Source organism: Paraburkholderia heleia NBRC 101817 (assembly GCF_000739775.1).
Taxonomy (GTDB): Bacteria; Pseudomonadota; Gammaproteobacteria; order Burkholderiales; family Burkholderiaceae; genus Paraburkholderia; species Paraburkholderia heleia.
Genome location: NZ_BBJH01000008.1, coordinates 84,863 through 104,546, shown reverse-complemented (window position 1 = coordinate 104,546; position 19,684 = coordinate 84,863). Strand labels below are relative to the sequence as shown.

At 61.9% G+C, this 19,684-nt stretch carries 17 protein-coding genes and 1 riboswitch; of the genes, 2 read left to right on the top strand and 15 right to left on the bottom strand.

What is annotated here, in order from left to right:
* Nucleotides 1-36 precede the first annotated feature (36 nt).
* The 5 genes from BHE01S_RS09275 to BHE01S_RS09255 form a co-directional block, all read right to left on the bottom strand.
* Nucleotides 37-942 (bottom strand): hypothetical protein, encoded by a 906-nt coding sequence (locus BHE01S_RS09275; protein ID WP_407669490.1) that lies wholly within the window; start codon nucleotides 940-942, stop codon nucleotides 37-39.
* Nucleotides 943-1,013: 71 nt separating this feature from the next.
* Nucleotides 1,014-1,751, bottom strand: coding sequence for a BON domain-containing protein (locus tag BHE01S_RS09270; RefSeq protein ID WP_042263030.1), 738 nt, complete (start codon nucleotides 1,749-1,751; stop codon nucleotides 1,014-1,016).
* Between the two features lie 147 nt (nucleotides 1,752-1,898).
* Nucleotides 1,899-3,398, bottom strand: a complete 1,500-nt coding sequence (glnA, locus tag BHE01S_RS09265; protein WP_042263026.1) for a type I glutamate--ammonia ligase — start codon at nucleotides 3,396-3,398, stop codon at nucleotides 1,899-1,901.
* A gap of 19 nt (nucleotides 3,399-3,417) precedes the next feature.
* Entirely contained in the window at nucleotides 3,418-3,621 is a 204-nt protein-coding gene (locus tag BHE01S_RS09260; RefSeq protein WP_042263024.1) for a hypothetical protein, read from the bottom strand.
* Between the two features lie 62 nt (nucleotides 3,622-3,683).
* Nucleotides 3,684-4,658, bottom strand: a complete 975-nt coding sequence (locus BHE01S_RS09255) for a cysteine synthase A (RefSeq protein WP_042263021.1) — start codon at nucleotides 4,656-4,658, stop codon at nucleotides 3,684-3,686.
* A gap of 296 nt (nucleotides 4,659-4,954) precedes the next feature.
* Between BHE01S_RS09255 and BHE01S_RS09250 the strand changes: the two genes are divergently transcribed.
* Complete coding sequence (locus BHE01S_RS09250) at nucleotides 4,955-5,902, top strand: pseudouridine-5'-phosphate glycosidase (protein ID WP_042263019.1); 948 nt, start codon at nucleotides 4,955-4,957, stop codon at nucleotides 5,900-5,902.
* Nucleotides 5,903-5,985: 83 nt separating this feature from the next.
* Here the strand turns inward: BHE01S_RS09250 and BHE01S_RS09245 are convergent, their stop codons facing one another.
* Entirely contained in the window at nucleotides 5,986-6,690 is a 705-nt protein-coding gene (locus BHE01S_RS09245; RefSeq protein ID WP_042263017.1) for a helix-turn-helix transcriptional regulator, read from the bottom strand.
* A 148-nt stretch (nucleotides 6,691-6,838) separates the two neighbouring features.
* On the opposite strand from BHE01S_RS09245, the gene BHE01S_RS09240 reads away from it, so the two are divergent.
* Entirely contained in the window at nucleotides 6,839-7,237 is a 399-nt protein-coding gene (locus BHE01S_RS09240) for a VOC family protein (RefSeq protein WP_042263014.1), read from the top strand.
* 19 nt (nucleotides 7,238-7,256) lie between these two features.
* On the opposite strand, the gene atzF is transcribed toward BHE01S_RS09240, so the two are convergent.
* From atzF to BHE01S_RS09195, 9 genes are all read right to left on the bottom strand, one after another.
* The gene (gene atzF / locus BHE01S_RS09235; protein ID WP_042263277.1) at nucleotides 7,257-9,053 is read right to left on the bottom strand and encodes an allophanate hydrolase; all 1,797 of its coding nucleotides are present in this window, start codon (nucleotides 9,051-9,053) and stop codon (nucleotides 7,257-7,259) included.
* Nucleotides 9,054-9,071: 18 nt separating this feature from the next.
* Complete coding sequence (gene uca / locus BHE01S_RS09230) at nucleotides 9,072-12,671, bottom strand: urea carboxylase (protein WP_042263012.1); 3,600 nt, start codon at nucleotides 12,669-12,671, stop codon at nucleotides 9,072-9,074.
* A gap of 172 nt (nucleotides 12,672-12,843) precedes the next feature.
* The gene (locus tag BHE01S_RS09225; RefSeq protein WP_042263010.1) at nucleotides 12,844-13,485 is read right to left on the bottom strand and encodes an urea amidolyase associated protein UAAP2; all 642 of its coding nucleotides are present in this window, start codon (nucleotides 13,483-13,485) and stop codon (nucleotides 12,844-12,846) included.
* A gap of 14 nt (nucleotides 13,486-13,499) precedes the next feature.
* Nucleotides 13,500-14,204: an urea amidolyase associated protein UAAP1 gene (locus tag BHE01S_RS09220; protein ID WP_042263008.1), complete on the bottom strand. Its 705-nt coding sequence runs from the start codon at nucleotides 14,202-14,204 to the stop codon at nucleotides 13,500-13,502.
* Between the two features lie 13 nt (nucleotides 14,205-14,217).
* The gene (locus BHE01S_RS09215; protein WP_042263005.1) at nucleotides 14,218-15,006 is read right to left on the bottom strand and encodes an ABC transporter ATP-binding protein; all 789 of its coding nucleotides are present in this window, start codon (nucleotides 15,004-15,006) and stop codon (nucleotides 14,218-14,220) included.
* A complete protein-coding gene (locus BHE01S_RS09210) occupies nucleotides 15,003-15,818 on the bottom strand; it encodes an ABC transporter permease (RefSeq protein WP_042263003.1) in 816 nt (271 codons plus the stop codon). The genes BHE01S_RS09215 and BHE01S_RS09210 overlap by 4 nt, the downstream gene beginning before the upstream one ends.
* A 33-nt stretch (nucleotides 15,819-15,851) precedes the next feature.
* Complete coding sequence (locus BHE01S_RS09205; protein ID WP_042263001.1) at nucleotides 15,852-16,922, bottom strand: putative urea ABC transporter substrate-binding protein; 1,071 nt, start codon at nucleotides 16,920-16,922, stop codon at nucleotides 15,852-15,854.
* Between the two features lie 58 nt (nucleotides 16,923-16,980).
* Nucleotides 16,981-17,080: riboswitch (guanidine-I (ykkC/yxkD leader) on the bottom strand.
* Nucleotides 17,081-17,484: 404 nt separating this feature from the next.
* A complete protein-coding gene (locus BHE01S_RS09200) occupies nucleotides 17,485-18,597 on the bottom strand; it encodes a lactonase family protein (RefSeq protein ID WP_042262998.1) in 1,113 nt (370 codons plus the stop codon).
* 150 nt (nucleotides 18,598-18,747) lie between these two features.
* Nucleotides 18,748-19,440 carry a DUF1223 domain-containing protein gene (locus tag BHE01S_RS09195; protein WP_042262994.1) on the bottom strand — a complete coding sequence of 231 codons (693 nt, stop codon included), beginning with the start codon at nucleotides 19,438-19,440 and terminating at the stop codon, nucleotides 18,748-18,750.
* Between the last annotated feature and the right edge of the window lie 244 nt (nucleotides 19,441-19,684).

The following is a 19,684-nucleotide window of genomic DNA, read 5'->3' as shown; positions in this document are numbered from 1 at the left end:
CGCCGGACAGCCGGACGCTGATACCGGGTTTCCTGGTTATTGCTCCGTCTGTTGGCGCCGGTACTCCTGTTGTTTCATTTCCATATACTGCTGCCGATCGATTTCGTGCAGCTGTCGCGGATATTGCTCACTGGCGCTAAACCAGTTGCTCAGGCGTTGCTCGAGGCGCGTGTCGGGCGTGCCCGGCGGCTCGCCCAGCCAGGCATCGATGGCCAGGTAGTAGCGCATGGTGTTGCGCTCCACGAGGCCGCGCATCCCATCGACGTATTCCGGCTGTTCCGCGGACGGATCCGCGACGTTGGTGAAACCGACCTTTCCGCTGCCGAAAGTCGAAAGATAGGCTTTTATTGCAAGACGCCCTATCGTGCCGTAACTGTATGCGTAGGTCAGATGCAGGAAGGTATGCTCGCTATCGAGTGATGCCGCTTCGAGGGCGATCTGATAATCGCGGGTGTCAAGCGGGCCACTGTCTGCGTGGAGCGTTACGTGAAAATATCCCGGACCCGTGATCGGCGCATCATACGCGAAACGCAAGCGATAAGTAGACCCAAGTTCTTCCGGGGCTTCCTTCCGGCTGATGTTCACGGTCAGGACGTTGCCGTTGTTACTGCCGGAAACACTGCAGTACTTGACGTTGGGATGTAAAAACAATACATCGCACCAATTGGTCGCGCCTTTTGACGGGTCGCCAAGAGCGGCACTCACGGTTGCGAACGGGTGGTCCATGACAGCGTAGATTTCGCCCGTAACCGTGGATGGAGATTCCTGGGAATCGAGATACAACCGCCGATGAAACGAATTATGGTCGAGCAGCCGGTTCATGCTCTGGTATGTGACCCGCAGGCGGGCGGCATCGTCGGATGCCTGGGCCGACAGCCTCGGACACAGCAGGCAGGATGCCGCCAGACAGGTCAGCGTGCACAGCGTCCTGCGGACCCCGATGCTTGCTGCGCGAGCGCGATGCGTTTCGCGATGTCCGTCACAGGGTGCCCGGCGTCGCAGATTGGATACGCTCACGCTCGCACCGCTATCCGGTTGACCACACCTCCCAGGGTGTCCAGACACCACGCGTCCATCTCTGCCTGGCGCCTCTCGGCGTCGGTCGCCACACACCCGGCGAGCGTAATCTGGTTCCTTTCCACGTTGATCGTGATCTGTTCAGCGTGAACGCGGGGATCGGATTCGAGCACGAGCGCCATGGCCTCGTGAATCTCTTCGTCTCCATCCGCTTGAGGCGGTACGCACTCCAGCAGGTTCGCCACGTCCCGGCACCCGCCGACCCACCACGCGATCACACTGGCGAGCCGTCGATGCGACAGGCTCATCACCTGGCCCGTCAGCGTCACGACGCCGCCTTCTACGGTTACCTCCACAACGCCCCCGCCTTCCTCGCCGGCCTGGTCCATGGTGCCGCGCAGCATTTCGAGCTGGCCTTTCACACGCGCACAAATTACGCAGTTGCGGAACTCCGTCGTCTGTAAAATCCTTTCGCAGATCCGCGTGCGCAACTCGCCGTCGCCAAGCGGCGGCTCAGCGCTGACGCGCAGCTCGTCGACGAGTGGTTCGCCGTCGCTGTAAGTCCGGGTCAACCGAATCAGCCGCTTCCTGGACGCCACGTCCGGCACTTCGCCTGCAACAGTCAAGACACCGCTATTGCGGCTGATGTGAATGGGAGAATGGTGGAGCTTCAGGTGCGATTCGCGTTCGAACGCCGCCATTACCTGCTTGAGGATCGCATCGGTGCGTTGCATGATCTGCCTCGCGCAAAGGGGGGACGAAGCAGCACCCTCACTGCCCCGCAGCCCAAAACGCGTCATGCGAGGCGGGCGCTGCCCAGTTCATTATAGTTATTGCGTCCATCCTTCTCCGCATGCGGATGACACTGTGTGCACGGATGATCAGACGTCGAAGTACAAGTAAAACTCCCACGGGTGCGGGCGCAGCCTGATCGCGTCGATCTCATGCTTGCGCTTGTACTCGAGCCACGTGTCAATGACATCTTCAGTGAAAACATCGCCTCTGCGCAGAAACTCGTTGTCGGCCTCGAGCGCATTCAGCGATTCATCGAGCGATCCCGGCACCTGACGGACGTCCTTCGCCTTCTCTGGAGGCAGGTCGTAAATATTGACATCGAGCGGGTCGCCTGGGTCTGTCCTGTTTTCGATGCCGTCGAGCCCCGCCATCAGCATTGCCGGGAAGGCGAGGTACGCATTGGCCGACGGATCGGGACACCGAAACTCGACGCGCCGCGCCTTCGGCGAATCGGAATACATCGGAATGCGCGCGGCCGCCGAGCGGTTGCGTTGCGACATTGCCAGATTCACCGGCGCTTCATATCCGGGCACGAGACGCTTGTAGGAGTTCGTGGTCGGCGCGCAGAACGCCATTAGCGCAGGCGCATGCTTGAGCAGGCCGCCGATATACCATCGACACATGGCGGACGTGAGCGCCCAGCCGTGCGCATCGTAGAACAGGTTATCGTCGTCCTTCCACAGGCTTTGGTGGCAGTGCATGCCGCTCGCGTTGTCGGCGAAAAGCGGCTTCGGCATAAACGTCGCCACCTTGCCGTGCTGGCGCGCAACGTTCTTGCAGATGTACTTGTAGATCATGACGTTGTCGGCCATGCGCGTAAGGGTGGAAAACCGCATGTCGATTTCGTTCTGTCCCGCTGTCGCCACCTCGTGGTGATGCACCTCCACCTGCACACCGGCCTGCTGAAGCAACAACACGATCGCCGAGCGGATGTCCTGCAACGTGTCATGTGGCGGCGCCGGAAAATACCCTTCCTTGAAGCGAGGCTTGTAACCGAGGTTGCCCCCGCCATAGGCTCCTTCGTCACGACCCGAATTCCAGTCCCCTTCGGCAGATTCAACATAAAAGTAGCCGCAATGGGCATCCTGGCCAAAACGGATCGAGTCGAATATGAAGAACTCGAGCTCGGGCCCGAAGTAGCACGTTGTCGCAATTCCGGTCTGCTTCAAGTATGCTTCGGCCTTCCTCGCGATGTAGCGCGGATCGCGCGAGTACGGCTGATGCAGCACGGGATCGATCACGTCGCAGATCATCGAGAGGGTGGGCGCTTCGCTCACAGGATCGATGAACGCAGTCGTGGGATCCGGCTTGAGAAGCATGTCGGATTCCTGAATTTCCTGAAATCCGCGAATCGATGAACCGTCGAAGCCGATACCGTTGGCAAAGAGGTCTTCGTGCACCTCGGGCAGGGTGATGGAAAAGTGCTGCCAAAGACCGGGCAGATCAGTGAATTTCAGGTCGACGATCTGAATCTTGTGTTCGCGTAGTAGTTCGATAACCTGCTGCGGGTTATCAGGACGCGCGACACGATAACTGCCGGCGTCGACGGCTACGTCGAACGCCGATGTACCTCGTTGACCAGACATGAGGACTCTCCCTGCGCGGCTACTGATCGTGCGCGAGCGCTTCGAGACGGGCGTAGCCCGCGTCTTTCGCCGCGCGTTCCGTGGAGAACGGTTCTTCGGCCACGAGCGAGCGCCGGACTTCGCGCGCATCGAAGTCGACAAGCGAGATAACCCACACCCAGCCGCCGATCTGTTCGGCCGTCTGCACGAATGCGCGCACATTGCCTTTGTCCCTGGTTTTCATTTGACCTCCTCACAAAATAAACACAAAGGGGAACGTGGGCGACGTCGGGCTTGACGGGCAGCCTACGCCGGGAACAGCCCCCTTTGTTTCAGCCAGTCCAGATTGAAAAGGCGGGATCGGTACAACTCACCGCCGTCGCACAGCAGTGTGACGATCGTATGCCCCGGCCCCATCTCCCGGGCAAGCCTGACGGCAGCCGCGACGTTGATGCCTGTCGAACCGCCGACATAGAGCCCTTCTTCTCGCAGTAACCGGTAGACCATTGTGACGCATGACTGGTCATCGACCCGGTAAGCGTCGTCGATCGGCGTGCCCTCGAGGTTCGCAGTCAGGCGGCTGGAGCCGATCCCTTCGGTAATCGAGTTGCCTTCTGCGTGAATCTCGCCCGTCTTCACGTAGCTGTACAAACCGCTACCGTACGGGTCGGCGAGAACGATCCACACATCGCGGTTCTTCTCTTTCAGGAAGCGGGCCACGCCGGCGAGGGTGCCGCCCGTGCCGGTGGCACTGACGAACGCATCGACCGTGCCAGCGGTATCGCGCCAGATTTCAGGGCCGGTCGTCTCGTAGTGAGCCCAGCGATTGGCAAGGTTGTCGAACTGGTTCGCCCAGATCGCGTCGTCCAGCTCCTGCGCAAGCCTTCCAGCAATCTTCTGGTAGTTGTTCGGGTCCTTGTATGGGGCAGCCGGAACCGCATGGACTTCAGCACCAAGGACGCGCAACAATTCCATTTTCGCGGGAGACTGCGTCTGCGGAATAACGATAACGCAGCGATAGCCGCGAGCCGCGCAAATATGGGCAAGGCCAATGCCGGTATTGCCGGCGGTTCCCTCCACCACCGTGCCGCCGGGCTTGAGTTCGCCACGCCGCTCGGCGTCCTGAATAATGGACAGCGCGGCCCGGTCCTTCACCGAACCACCCGGGTTCATGAATTCGGCCTTACCGAGAATCTCGCAGCCGGTTTCGTCGCTGAGACGCGCGAGCCTGATAAGCGGCGTGTCGCCTACGCACCCGACAAAACCCGTCCGAACATGCATTACCTTCCCCCGTAATCGCAAGTCTGGCAACCGCCACTCTCACACTGGAAGGATAGGCAAAGATCCGGCGCACTTCCCGAGGTTTGATCTGCAATCGATGAGGATGACCACGAAGTTCAAACGAGGGCTCACCTGCAAGAAGCTTGCCAATGATTGGTCTTCCGTACCGGCCGATCTCTGTCGTTACGAGGATCGGCACGCAAAGGCGAGCCTCGGCTCGATTCCCGTGAACAATGCGCCGTGAAGCGGTCCCGTGCTGCATACTCGGAGTTCACAATCCCCAAAGGCCCAAGGACATGGTTGCAGACCTCGCACGCCCCTGGCTGACATTCAGCGCGTCTGTAGCCGCTGCCAAGGCCGCCGGCCGCCCGCTTGTCGCGCTGGAGTCGAGCATCATCGCTCACGGCATGCCCTATCCGGAGAACGTTCGCACTGCGCGTGAAGTGGAGGCCCTGATCCGTATGGCGGGAGCCGAACCCGCGACGATTGCCCTGATCGGCGGGCGAATCCACATCGGGCTCGCTGACGACGAGCTGGAACGGCTCGGCCGCTCGGGTCATGTACACAAGGTTAGCCGCCGCGACTTGCCGGCCGTGCTGTCCGGCGGCGGCCTCGGCGCCACAACGGTGGCCGGCACGATGATATGTGCCGCGCTGGCCGGCATCGAGGTTTTCGTCACTGGCGGCATTGGCGGCGTGCACCGGGGCGCGCAGGAAACCTTTGACATCTCGGCCGACCTGCAGGAATTGGCGAAGACCTCAGTGGCGGTGGTTTGTGCCGGCGCGAAGTCCATCCTGGACATCGGGCTCACGCTGGAATATCTGGAAACGCACGGCGTGCCGGTGCTCAGTTGCGGGCAGGACAATTTCGCCGCGTTCTACACGCGCGACAGCGGCTTTCGCGCGGACTTCCGGCTGGACGACGCAGCGGACCAGGCGCGCTTCATCCGCACCAAGTGGGACCTGGGCCTCGAGGGCGGTGTCGTGTTGAGCACACCCGTGCCGGAAGCGTCGGCGATGCCGTCAGCGGAGATCAACGCGCTGACTCAGCAGGCGCTTACCGAGGCCGCGGCACAAGGCATCACAGGCAAGGCCGTGACGCCCTTCCTGCTGGCTCGCATCGAGACATTGACGGGTGGACGCAGTCTGGCGACGAACATCGCGCTCGTGAAACACAACGCCGAGGTCGGGACACGACTCGCGTTGGCGTTGGTCCATGCGGCACGCGAGACAGGCGCGACGTAGCCACCGGAACGCCCATCCTCCACTACACGCCGGCCGACGCTCGCCTCCTGGGCCCGAGTCGGGATGACGTATGTCTGCTGCATTTATTCCGGCAGATCGATCCCGCGCGATTGCTTCATATGCGCTTTCCACCTTGCCATCAGTGTTCTTCTCCGCACCGCGTGCGGCTCGTTGAGAAACGCGGCGTCGACAATCCGGTCCGTCCTGAAGTGACGAAATGCCTGACGTAGTTCGCACCACGCAACAAGCAGCCGGACAGCATCCGCATAACCAATGAGCAGCGGCCATATGGTGCGTTCGCTCGCGCGTCCAAGCTCGTCGCGGTAACGGATTCGAAGCTTGCGACCCACGCGGATCCACTCGCGAACCTGCGCGATGTCCAGCCTGTCGGCCAGCGACGATTGCGGCGGCGGCGCGCTGACTGTCGGCTCCGCGATGTAGGGTCTCAACGGGTCCGGCACCGCTGCCGTTATTTTGGCGATCAGATCTTGAGCGGCTCGTGCCAGCGCCGGATCGCTTCGCTGGGCGACCCATTGTGCGCCGAGCACGGCGGCCTCCAACTCGTCTGGCGTCAGCATGAGGGCAGGCATGTCGTAGTAACGGTCGAGCACGTAACCAATGCCTGCCTCACCGGAAATGGGCACGCGCTGGGCCATCAGATCGGCGATGTCGCGATAAACAGTCCGCACGGAGATTTCCAGCTCATCGGACAGAACGCGTGCGGTCACCGGACGCTTTGCGCGTCGCAGAATCTGGATGATCTGGAAGAGTCGATCTGCTCGCCGCATGACGGAGTTTCGCTGCTGACAGCATGGTGGCAGCAGGCCTTTTGTAGGATGTTGGAACGCCGTCTACTGCGTTAGCGGCGACACGACTGCCGGACCTCGAGCTTGCCAATGCGGGTCCGGATATGGGTTTAACGACTTGAGGAAGAAAATGGACTTCGTCTCCGTTCGCATCATCACCGACGACATCAAACGGCTCGTCCAATTCTACGAGGACATCGGGCTGAACGCTATCTGGTACACGGAAGAATTCGCAGAGTTGTCCACATCCACCGCTACGCTCGCAATTGGCAGTAAGCGCACCATGGACCTGTTCGGATCAGGGGCTGCGATACCGGCAAGCAATCGCTCGCTCATTCTCGAATTCCATGTGCCCGACGTGGACGAGGTGTACAGCCGGCTCGGCGGGTGGCTCAAAGACGTCGTACAGGCGCCTGCCACCCTGCCATGGGGCAATCGCTCGTTGCTCTTTCGGGATCCGGACGGCAATCTGGTCAACTTCTTTACGCCGGTCACCCCGGAGGCAATTCGCAAGTACTTGAAGAGGTAAGCCGTCAGTCAGGCCGGCGCTAGCTGGCGAGCCACGCTCGCCATCCACCAGATTCGGTTATATCGGTGCCCGAGAGCACGCCATAGGGCTCGCACAAGAAGCCGGTCACCCACGAGCCGTCCGACAATTCGACTTTCCCCAGCACCAGCGGAGACGGCACGGTGGCAATGAACGAGCCCAGCTCGGCGCTCGGCATTTCCCAGACTTCGACCGCAACCTTCGAGCCGTTCCCGGCAACTCGCCACAATCCCGGGCGTCGGGTGCCATCCGCAGAAGCCGGCAGCACGGCCAGCCGATAATGGGCCGCCGTATGCGTTACCTGCATCCGCTGCGCGCCTCGCGAAACCAGGTCCTTGTTCAGCGGCAGCCCCTGCATGTGGGCACCGCACACCGCGACGCGAATCCGGTCGTTGGCCGCTACGCGCCGCGCGGCAGGCTCCGGGTGGCTTGCGCCGACACATGCGATGCCGCTCGCCGTCTGCAACACGTCGGCAACACCCAGCAGATACTGGTCGGTGAACGCGCGGCCAAAGACAGTGACGCCCCATGGGAGTCCGTTCTTCATGAACGCTGCCGGCACGGCGACAGCCGCGTAATCCAGCAGATTCATGAAGTTCGTGTAGTAACCGAGCAATGAGTTCGGTCCAATCGGGTCCGCTTCCAGTTCGGCCAGCGTCACCGGGCGCGGATAGGTCGGTGTCAGCACGAAGTCCAATGAATCGACCACCGCGTCACAGGCTGCCTTCAACGCCTGCAGGCGATATTGCGCGCGAAACAGTTCGACCGCCGTCGCACCCGGCGCCCTGGCCAGCACGTCCCGAATGACGGGCAGCACAGCGTCTGGCTTCGCTGACATCAGCTCGCCGGCCACGCTGTAACGCTCCGCAACCCACGGGCCCTGATAAAGGAGATTCGCGGCCTCGACAAAGGGTTCGAAATCAATCTCCACGGCCTCGCCGCCTGCCGCTTCCAGAAGCGCGCGCGCCGTTGCGAACAGCTCCGGACTTTCGGCGCATCCTGCGAATTCAAGCCGTGCCGGAACCCCGAAGCGAAACGACGTGGGCTTGCCGAACGCGCTTGCCGAGTTCCACTGAGGGTTTTTGCGACTATATGCATCGCGAGCATCGGTTTGCGCGGTCAAGGAGAGAAGCTCGCTGGCCTCGCCGGCCGTGGCCGTGAAGAACGTCACGCAATCCAGCGTGCGGCAGGCGGGAACGACACCCGCCGTCGACACGATGCCCCGGGTCGGCTTGAGTCCGACGAGATTGTTCAGACCGGCGGGCACGCGGCCCGACCCCGCCGTGTCGGTTCCGAGCGCGAAACTCGCCACGCCCAAGGCAACGGCAAGCGACGAACCCGCGCTGGAGCCGCCCGACGGGTAGTCGGGATGCACGCTGTTGCGGCATTTGCCGTATGGCGAACGCGTGCCGTTCAGGCCCGTAGCAAACTGGTCCAGGTTGGTCTTCCCAAGCGGGATTGCGCCAAGCGATATCAGTTGACTGACGACAGTTGCGGACGCCTTCGGCGTGTATGCAAAGTCGGGGCATGCAGCGGTCGTTTGGACTCCTGCAAGGTCGATGTTGTCCTTGATGGCGAACGGCACGCCATACAACGGCAGACGCTCGAAGTCTTGCTTCTCGAGCCAGTCCAGGTACGGCGCGACTTCGCTTTCGGTCAGAAGATGAATGAAGAGATTGAACGCTGGATTCAGCGCACTCGCTTTTCCGAGCAGCTCAGCCACGAGCTGGCGCGGCGTGAGGCGCCCATCACGATAGGCACTACGGAGCGTGGAGAGTCGCAGATCGAATGTCGGCATGATTTCCTGTCCTTGCAATTATCGGCGTTCAATAACAGCGACGCGCTGCCCGGCGCGCACAGGCGAGCCAGGGGCCACGTAGATTTCGCCGACGGTCCCTGCACACGAGGCAAACACCGAGATCTCCATCTTCATCGACTCGATAATGAGCAGTACGTCGCCGGCGGCAACGATGTCTCCCGCCTTCACCTTGACCTGCCAGAGGCTGCCGGCGATTTCGCAGTCCACGGCGACCTGCCCGTCCTTTAGGGGGGCCAGTTGGGTGTCCTCTGCGCCCGTTGCCTCGATGGCCTCTTCCGGGCTGCCCGCTGCGCGCCAACGCTCACGCTCGGCCTCGAAGGCGGCTTTCTGACTTGAACGGAACGCGCCGATGCTGGCAGCTTCGCTCTCAAGAAACACTTGATAATCCGCCAGCGAGAGTTCGGACGCTTCAATCTTCAACGGATACCGCCCAAGCGGAAAATCGGCGCGGATGCGAAGCAGTTCGTCGGCCGATACTTCGTAGAAGCGAATCTGGTCGAAAAAGCGCAGCAAATAGTGCTGACCGGCGAAATCCGCGACCTTGCGATAGCGATTCCACATCTGCAGCGTGCGCCCGACGAATTGATAACCACCGGGCCCTTCCATGCCGTACACGCAAAGATACGCGCCGCCGATGCCGACCGAATTCTCCGCGGTCCACGTACGGGCCGGGTTGTACTTGGTCGTCACGAGGCGGTGACGCGGGTCGAGCGGTGTCGCGACAGGCGCACCCAGGTAGACGTCACCGAGGCCCATCACGAGATAGCTCGCGTCGAAAACGATCTGTTTTACGGCATCGATGGACTCGAGGTCGTTGATCCGGCGAATGAACTCCAGGTTGCTCGGGCACCAGGGTGCGTCTTTGCGCACCGTGGTCATGTATTTCTCAATCGCGAGCTGACACGCCGGGTCATCCCAGGAGAGCGGAATGTGAACGACTCGCGACGGCACGCGCAGATCCCTTTTCAGCAAGACCTGCTCCCAGGCCTCGCGTACCACAGCCAGCAGTTGCGCGAGCGCCAGTTGCTCCGGTCGATAGTGAATCTGGAGAGAACGGATGCCTGGCGTCAGATCGACGACGCCGGGAAGCGCCATGGCCTCGATAGACTGCATGAGCGCGTGACCGCGAAAGCGCGAAACGAGGTCCAGCTCGGCAGGTCCGATCTCGAGCAGCAGATGCGTATCGCCGGACACGCGCGCAACAAGCCGCTCGCCGCCCGAACCCATGTCGAGCACGATGGGCGATGTCAGCGACGACCGTCTCCGAATCGGCGCGTTCGACTCGACCTCGAGGCTCTCCAGTTCGCGGGCGCGCTGGCGTGCGGCCTCACGCGCTTCTTCAACCTCCACCGGAACAAAGCGAACTTTGTCGCCGGCCTTCAACTGCCCGATGTGCCAGAGGTCGGCCTCGATGATGGTCACCGGGCAGACGAAGCCGCCGAGACTCGGCCCGTCGGGTCCGAGAATCACCGGCATATCGCCGGTGAAGTCGATGGCGCCGACCGCATAGGGATTGTCGTGAATGTTCGACGGGTGCAGGCCGGCCTCGCCGCCGTCCTCGCGTGCCCATTCCGGCTTCGGGCCGATCAGGCGCACACCGGTACGGCTCGAGTTGAAGTGAACTTCCCAATCGGTGGCGAGGAAGCGTTCGATGTAGCGAGAGCTGAAGTACTCGGGCGCGCCATGCGGACCATAAATCACGCGGAGGCTCCGAACGTCTTCGAGCTTCGGCACGGCATTCAGCGTCTTGCCGGCCTGCGAATTCTCGAGCGCATAGAGATGAAGCACGTCGCCCGCGCGTATTGCGCGGCCGCCATGGCCCCCGAACTGACCGAGCGTGAAGGTGCTACGACTGCCGAGATACACGCCGACGTCGAGACCTCCGCGCACGCACAGATAAGCGCGCGCGCCGGCACCGCGAATGGTGCCGAGCGACAACGTCGAGCCTGCCGGCACAAAGAGGCTCGTATTCAACGGTTGCGCGATATCGTCGAGCAGCACGGGAATTTCCGCCCCCGTGATGGCGACGACCGCGTCCGTATTGAAACGCAGCGTCGGGCCGCTCATCGTGATTTCGAGCGCAGCGGCATCGGGGCCGTTGCCGAGCAGGCGGTTGCCCAGCCGCATGGCGCGGTCATCCATCGGCCCCGAAGGCGGAATGCCGACCGCCCAGTATCCCAGACGGCCGGGGAAGTCCTGTACCGTCGTCTGCGTGCCGCCGCCGACGACCTCGACCACGCTGGCATGGTACTTGAGTTCCGCAAGGCAACGCGTCCATGGCTCGCCGGAGGCAAACGGCTTGTCGTCCAGGATCTGGCGCAGATAGTCGCGGTTCGTCTCCACGCCGTAGATACGCGTGTTTTCGAGTGCGTTCTTGAGCGCGGTGCGCGCCTCGTCGCGAGTCGGGGACCAGGCGATCACCTTGGCGAGCATGGGGTCGAAGTACGGCGGCACCTCGCAGCCGGCTTCAATCCACGTATCGATGCGTAGCGCGCGGCCGTCGGCTGGCGGGAACGCAACGTCGGTCAGCAGACCGGGGCTCGGCTTGAAGTCCCGGCCGGGGTCTTCCGCATAGAGCCGCGCCTGAATCGCATGGCCGCGCGGCGCCAGATTCGCTGCGAGTTCCTGCAACGGTCCGAGCGTGCCCGCTGCCAGTTCGATCATCCAGTGCACGAGGTCGATGCCCCACACCTGTTCGGTTACGCCGTGCTCCACCTGCAGGCGCGTGTTGACCTCGAGGAAGTAGAATTGTTGCGCCGCGCTGTCGTACACGAACTCGACGGTGCCCGCGGAGCGATAGCCCACTGCCTTCGCGAGCTTCACGGCAGCCGCGCACAGTGCCTCGGAAATCCCATCCGGCAAGCACGGCGCGGGCGTTTCCTCGAGCACCTTCTGGTTGCGCCGCTGCACGGAGCAGTCGCGCACGCCGAGTGCGATGGCATCGCCCTTGCCGTCGCCGAAAACCTGCACTTCGAGATGTCGTGCCCGCTCGATGTACTTTTCGAGGAAAACGCCGGAGTCGCTGAAATTGTTTTCACCAAGTCGCTTCACGGCATCGAAATGCGCACTGAGTTCGGCTGCGTTCCAGCACACACGCATGCCGATCCCGCCGCCGCCGGCCGTGCTCTTCAACATCACCGGATAGCCGATGACTTCTGCCGCTTCGAGTCCCGCCATCAGATCAGCGAGCAAGCCGGTGCCCCTGAGCATCGGCACGCCTTCCTTCTCCGCGATTTCACGCGCCGTATGCTTCAGGCCAAAGGCACGCAGCTGTGCGGGCGTGGGCCCGATGAAGGCAATCCCCGCCGCTTCGCAAGCTTCGCCAAAGGCGGCGTTCTCGGAAAGGAATCCATACCCGGGGTGAATCGCCTGCACGGCCTCGCGGCGAGCGATCTCAAGGATTTTGTCCGTATCGAGATAGGTCGTCGCGGCGGGGCCATCGCCCAGGCAGTGCGCGATGGGCGCCTCGCTCACATGACGGCTCGCTCTATCCGCCTCCGCAAAAACGGAGACGCCGGTGACATCGAGTTCGCGCAGCGTTCTCAGAATCCGGCACGCAATGGCGCCACGATTGGCGATAAGAATCTTCTCGAACATGGGAGAAATCGTGATTCAGGGGCGGGCCGTCCCGCCGTGGGAGAAGCGAGCCGCGGTCGTCCACGGCCGTATTCGCGTCAGCGATCTGTCGGGGCGAGCGCTTCGCGCGTGAGCGTGAAATGACGTCCCGCGCGCACGAGCATGAGCAACGAGATCCAGCTGCGCAGACGCTTCAGTCCCATATCAGCAACTCCGCTGGCGTCGGGTTGTAGGCATTGCACGGATTGTTCAACTGCGGACAGTTGGAAATCAGCACGATGACGTCCATCTCGGCACGCAGTTCGACGTACTTCCCCGGTGCGGAAATGCCGTCTTCGAAAGTAAGCCCCCCTTCTGCCGTCACAGGCACGTTCATGAAGAAGTTGACGTTCGCGCCGATGTCCTGCTTCGAGAGGCGGCCGTCATGCGCGCAAGCGCGCAGGAAGTTGTCGCGGCAGCTGTGCATATAACGCTTTCCCAGCGCATAGCGCACGGTATTGCTCTCCTGTGCGCAGGCGCCGCCGAGCGTATCGTGGCGGCCACAGGTATCGGCAACGACGGTCAGCATGGGATTGCCGAGATTCGAGTACAGCACCGAGCCAGTCGTCAGGTAGAGCTTCTTCTGTCGACGCAGCGTGCGTTGCGGGTCGAAGCGCTCGCGCGGGTGGGCGAGGCTGTAGAACAGCGTATCGACCGCCTGGTTACCCTCCAGATCGACGATGCGCAGCGTCTGGCCCGCCTTCACCTCGTGAAGCCAGGGCTCACCCGCGGCAACTGTCTCGCGGTAGACCGCGCTCTCGGGCTGTTTGTCGCTGACGACAAGCGTGCTCATCATGAAGTGGCCTCCGCTCAAAGAAAGAATCGCTCTGTGTTGATAAAGCCGCGCACGTTTTCCTCGCATGCGGTACGGCACACTTCGGCCACGCCGGGCTGCGCCTCGCTCAATTCGAGTTTCACCGCTTTGGGTGCATATTCAGGGTTCGGGTCGAGCGGGTGCTGAATCGCGGTGAGCACGACGAGCGTGTTCATTGGCGCATAGAGTTCAACGTAATCGCCAGCCTTCGAGTTGTGGCTCACAAAATTGAGTTCGCCTTCGCCGGTGACATCGACGCGGCTGAAAAGGTTGAGCGTCATCAGCAGGTCTGAGATCCCGAGCCCCCACTTGCCCATCTCGACGAGCAAATTGTCCGTGCCATTCCGGTAGAACGCGTTGCGCAGTTCCTGATAGCGGCCAGCTCCATACCGCACCGCGACCTCCTCGGCGTTCGAGACGCCGCCGATGCTGTCGTGCCACCCGCACGTGTCGTCGACGATGGCAGCGAGAACACGCCCCATATCGGAGTACAGGCAGTGACCCGTCGTGAGTTTTGCGGTGTGCTGGCACTTCAGCGAATCCGGGAGGTTCAGTCGCTCGCTCTTCTCCGATGCATTGACCATCATGACGCTGACATTGGCGCCGCCGTGCAGGTCGGTCACGCGCAACGATTGCCCGCGCTTCACGATGAGCGAGGTATGGCCGCCACCCGGTACGGTTTCTTCAAGCAATAACTTCATGTTCGAATTCCCTTCATGAAACCACTTCGATGCTGGACGCGCCTCGAACCGCCGCGCGCGCCAGATGAACCGCGGACACCGATTCGCGGCTGCGGTCGAGTGGAATGTTGTAGGTAATACGGGCTCCGTAGGCGCCCGGCGCCTGGGGGTCCACGCGTACCTTGTCGAAGACCAGCACACGGCTTCCCAGCGTGAAGCCCTCTTTCAGGTCATGCGTCACCATCAAAATGGTTAGCCTGGCTTCGCGCCACAGGTCCGAGAGCAGCGCATGCATGTCCTTGCGAATACCGGGGTCGAGTGCGCCAAACGGCTCATCGAGCAGCAGGACGCGCGGCTTCATAATCAAGGCCTGCGCGATGGCAAGGCGTTGCTGCATGCCACCGGAGAGTTGCTGCGGGTACTTGTTCAAGGCGGCACCGAGTCCCACCCGCTCGAGCATTGCCGCTGCTTCGTCTCGCGCGGCGCGCCGCTGCGCCCCGAAGAGTCTGCCCGTGAGCTTCGCCTTCGGAAGTTCCAGCCCCAGCATCACGTTGCGCAATACGCTAAGGTGCTCGAACACCGAGTAACGTTGAAACACCACGCCACGATGGGCATCCGGTTCCCCGGGCAGCGGTTGACCGTCCAGCAGGATCTCGCCGCGCGTGACTTGCTCCTGGCCCAGCAGCAGCCGCAGAAATGTCGACTTTCCGCAGCCGGAAGCGCCGACCATCGAACAGAACTCGCCCTCCTGGATCGTCAGATTCAAGCGCTCCAGCACCACCTGGCCGCCGTACTCTTTCCATACATTGCGGACTTCGATCATCGCCCACCTCCGCCATACCATGGAAACGACCACTGCGTGATCCGCCGAAGCAGTTCGTCGGTGAGCCACGCGAGCAGCGTTATCCAGGCGACATACGGCAGAATCAGATCCATGGAGAGGTAGCGGCGCACGAGGAAGATGCGATAGCCCAGGCCGTCCGTCGATGCGATCGCTTCAGCGGCGATGAGAAACAGCCATGCAGCGCCGAGCGACAGACGCATCGCCACCAGCAGGCGCGGCAGGAGCTGGGGTAAAACGAGGCGCAGAATCACCGTCCAACTCGTCGCCCCCAGGGTTTGGGCCTTGACCCACAGCTCGGCGGGAATGTCGCGGGCGCGGGCATGCAGGTCCCGAATGATCATGGGCGTAATGCCGAAAACAATGAGCACGACCTTGGATAGCTCATCGAGCCCGAAGACAATGAAAAGAATCGGCAGCACCGCCAGCGGAGGCACCATCGAGACGACGGTGATGAATGGCGAGAGCGTTGCGCTGACGAGCGGAAACGAGCCGGTCGCGATAGCGGCCACCAGTGCAATTGCCGCGCTCACCACGAGACCGATACCCAGTCGTCGCAAACTCGACAGGGTGTCGTCCCACAACAGATATTCACCCGTGCGCTTGTCCTCGGTGAATGCAACCGACTTCACGGCATCGCGCATTTGCACCGCGCCCGGAAGCAGTTTGTCATCGGGATTGAGCTTGAGCCGCGCCGCGGACCCCGTGAAATACACGGCAAAGAGCACGACGAACGGCAGCAGGAGAAGCATCATGCTGCCGATTCGGCTCGGATGTCGATTGATGAGTCGCATGGTGAGCGCCTGGTGAATGCCTCGAAATCAGTCTCAGAGCTTGCCTGCAGCGGCCATCTCGACGTAGGTCGGGTCGAAACGCAGCTTGACGTTGTTCTTGTCGCCGACGATCACGTTCTTGTCGAACGCCATGCCGACAGAATCGGCACTCTTCGCATCCTGGCCGAGCAGCCCGTGGTCAAAGGAGAACTTCGCTACGCGCGCCATGATCTTCGGCATGTCCGGGCTCGTGACGAAAGCGACCGCCGCCTGGGGCGTGTAGAAGAGCGCGGTGGTCGACAGTTGCCCCTTGAAGTTCGCAAGGTCGGTACCGGAGGCCTTCGCCATCGACGTCAGCGCGCTGGTGCTCGCCGCCGAATTGCTGTGCATCAGCGCAACCATCTCGAACCATGCGCCCGTCAGTGCCTTGCCGAGCGCCGGGTTCTCCTGCAGCGTCTTCGTGTTGACGACCATCATGTCCATGATTTCGCCGGGAATCTTGCTCGAATCGAAGACTTCGGTCACGTTCGGCTGCGCTTTCAGATCGGCGAGCATCGGGTTCCACGTCACCGCGTTGCGAACAGTCGGCGTCGCGAATGCGCCTGAGATATCGGCATCGGATGTGTTCACAACCTTGAGATCGCGCTCGCTCATATGCGCGCTTTCCAGAGCGCGTGCGAGCAGGTAGTGGGAGACCGAGAACTGCACGAGGTTGACCTGCTGCCCCTTCAGGTCGGCGATCTGTTTGCCCTTGCCCTTCATGAGCACGCCGTCGTTGCCGTTCGAGTAATCGCTCACGATCAGGGCAGTCGAATCGACGCCGCCCGAGGCCGGGATGGTGAGCGCATCCATGTTGGTCATCGCGCAGCCGTCGAACTTGCCGGCCGTGTACTGATTGATCGATTCAACGTAGTCGTTCAGCTGGACGACATCGATCTTGATGCCATACTTCGTGGCCCACTTCGAGATGATGCCCTGGGTTTTTGCTTGCCCCCACGGCATCCAGCCGGCGTAGATGGTCCAGCAAACCTTGAAGTCGCTGCGGCCGGCGGCGAAGGCGGCACTCGAAGCGAAGGTGGCGAGGGAGACGGCGGCGATGCCAAGACAGCGAACGAGCTTGCGCATGAGGTTGACCTCGAAAGGGACGGTTAGCAACGGCAGGGAGCAGCGCGAACATCGCGTTCTCTCCCGGGCTTTTATCCCGCCGTGTAACCTCGCCTGAGGTCGCCAGCTCTCGGACCAGCACCTGCGAAAAGCAGGCCGGAACCCTAGCTGTCCATTTCCAGATTGTCTGACGAACCGGATACTGCGCCGGCTCCTTGCGCACTCTTCAAAGCGAGAAGCGTGCCAATGAAAAAAGCACGATTTCGTGGCGCGGGAGGCGTTTGCCTGCCCTGTGCTGGCAACAACGCGCACTAATTTGCGTCACGGCGCACCCGTTTCGGGCACTGTCCGCGTCGATCTTTTCAAGCGCGTCCCGCGAGATGAGCCCACTCGCGAAGGCTATACCTTCAAGGTCGTGAAGCCCGGATCGAGCGGGCGCAACAGGCGGGGGTAGCGATTAGTCATGTTCACGCAACTGGCTGCATGACGGCGAGGTCGACAATGCAACCAGTTGCACGGACAATCAAGCGAACGGGAGGATTCCGAAAACCTTCTCTACCACCGGCCTGACCCTTCTCTTTGTCTAGCGCGCTGCGATCCCCTGGGCTCCAGCCGGTACGCCGGTCACTGACCCAATCGGTTCGAGCGCGCCGTCGGGCATGACGTGAAACCCGGTTACCGCGCCGTTGCCCTCCCGCACATAGAGGAATTTGCTGCGACTGCTGAGCGCCATGTCGAGCGGAGCGCTGAGCGTACCCGCAGCTGGATTGAGCAGAGTTAGCTTGCCGTCGGCGGCAATGCGCAAACTGCTGATCGTGCCGCTGCCGGCATTGGCGGTATAGGCGAAACGTCCGTCGCCGGTTGTGACGAGCCAGCAAGGCGCGGACTGGCCCAGCGGGATTGCCGCGCTGATCGAATCCAGATGTTTGCCGTCTGCTACTTCGTACGAGGAAACCGAACCGGACCCGGCTTCGGAGACGATTGCATAACCGCGTGTCGTGATGGAGAAGCCGAACGGCGTCACGCCGTTTGAGGCATGGGGGGTCGACGTCGAGGCGTAGCCGGTAAAGGCGACGGAATACGTGTCAATGAGCTGCGTGCCCTTTTCGGTCACCAGCAATTCGTTGCCTTCCGGTGCGAACCGGACTTGCGCCGGCTGGGCGGAGGTTCCGCCGGCAAGCGGCCGCTGCGAGCCGGGTAACGCAACGAGGCGCTTGCCGAACGCGTCGACGAGATAGCCACTGATGTTCGGCGTGCCGCCGGCATTGAGCACATATGCAACGGGTCCCTTGACCGTCACGCTGACGGGCATTTGACCGCCCGATGGCTTTCTGTCGAGCAGCGTCAGTTTGCTGCCTTCGATTGCGAAAAGGGAAACATCATTGCTTCCGGCATTCACCGCGAGCAAAAAGCCCGAGTCCAACATCAGCGCGCCCTGCGAACCTAGCGGATCGGCTCCCGTGCCCGCTCCTTTTCCGCCGGTTTGATAGGTGGCCGTGTAGGTCAGTGTCCCGTTTGCGGCTCGAGTATAGACAAGCACCGAGTTTCCGGATGGCTGGTTCGACATGACATAGACTGCCCCGGGCGGATCGACCTCGGAAGCGGCTTGCGCAAAGCTGCTTGAGGCAAAGCCCAGCGCGAGGGCGAACGCGATGGTCCGCAATGGAACCGGTGAAAGGTACGTGACAAATGACATGACGAACTCCTTGCCTGATAGACATGATTTCGTTAAGGGAACTGCCACTGCACTGCGCACTCGTTCTCTTCTCGTAGCGTCGTTTTCGAATATGGAAAGCACACCTTATTAACGACAGCGGATAGACCTGACGACGTCATCCCCGGCGGCTCAAGGCGCGCCATTGGCGACTCGCGCCGCGCCAATGATTGCCCCATCCGTCGACTGGATCAGTATTGCCGCCTGCTCACCTGCCGGCGACGCAGGTTCCAGCTTCAACGGAGCACCTGTCCATTCGCCAACGGCCTGTATCGAGCGAACGATGTTTGACTCCCTGAGCGCTCGCCCTGTGTTTTCGCCTCGCCCGACCTTTGTCACGTGCGCGTTGTCATAGCCGACCAGCAAGACCACACCGTGGCCGCCGCCGCGCCCTACCATGACCGATAACGTCCCGCCGTGGCGCACCCCACTCACCTCCACCCCAGCCTCGTCCGCTTTCCGCGCGATCGCGATTGCCGCCTCGACTGCACGTCGATTCGAACCCACCAGTCCCTTCTGCCCGTCGATCACCATTTCGGGGGTGTAGGCGCTCTCACCAAAACGAGCGCTGTACTCAGCCTGGCGCTGCGTGGCGGCTTCCAGCGAGTAAGGGTCGCGCCAGCCCAGGCCGTCCCAGTACGTCACGTGAAACGCGAGGGGAAGCACCTCCCGACGCTCGCGCGATAGCTCAGACAGGTAGGCATCCGCTGGAGGACACGAAGAACATCCCTCCGAGGTGAACAGCTCGACCACTACGGGCCTGGCTGACGCCACGACGGGTGCAACCAGAAAAAGGAACGCCAAGGCAACGAGCCGTACGGGCATGATCTGTCTCCAGAACGACGGGACTGCCTCTTAATTCGTTCGGATACACATCCCGGTTACAGCCGGAGGGAATTTATTTCGCCGGGCCCGGTCGCCCTTACGGATTGACGTCGTATGCAGCGCCTGGATCGGGAAAACGGGGAAGCAATGCCATGGAAGGCTTTGGCAGCGGCGCGCCGTAGAAGAAGCCCTGCGCAATCTCGCTACCATGAGCATCGCCGGGTGCTGAATAGCCGGCGCCGAT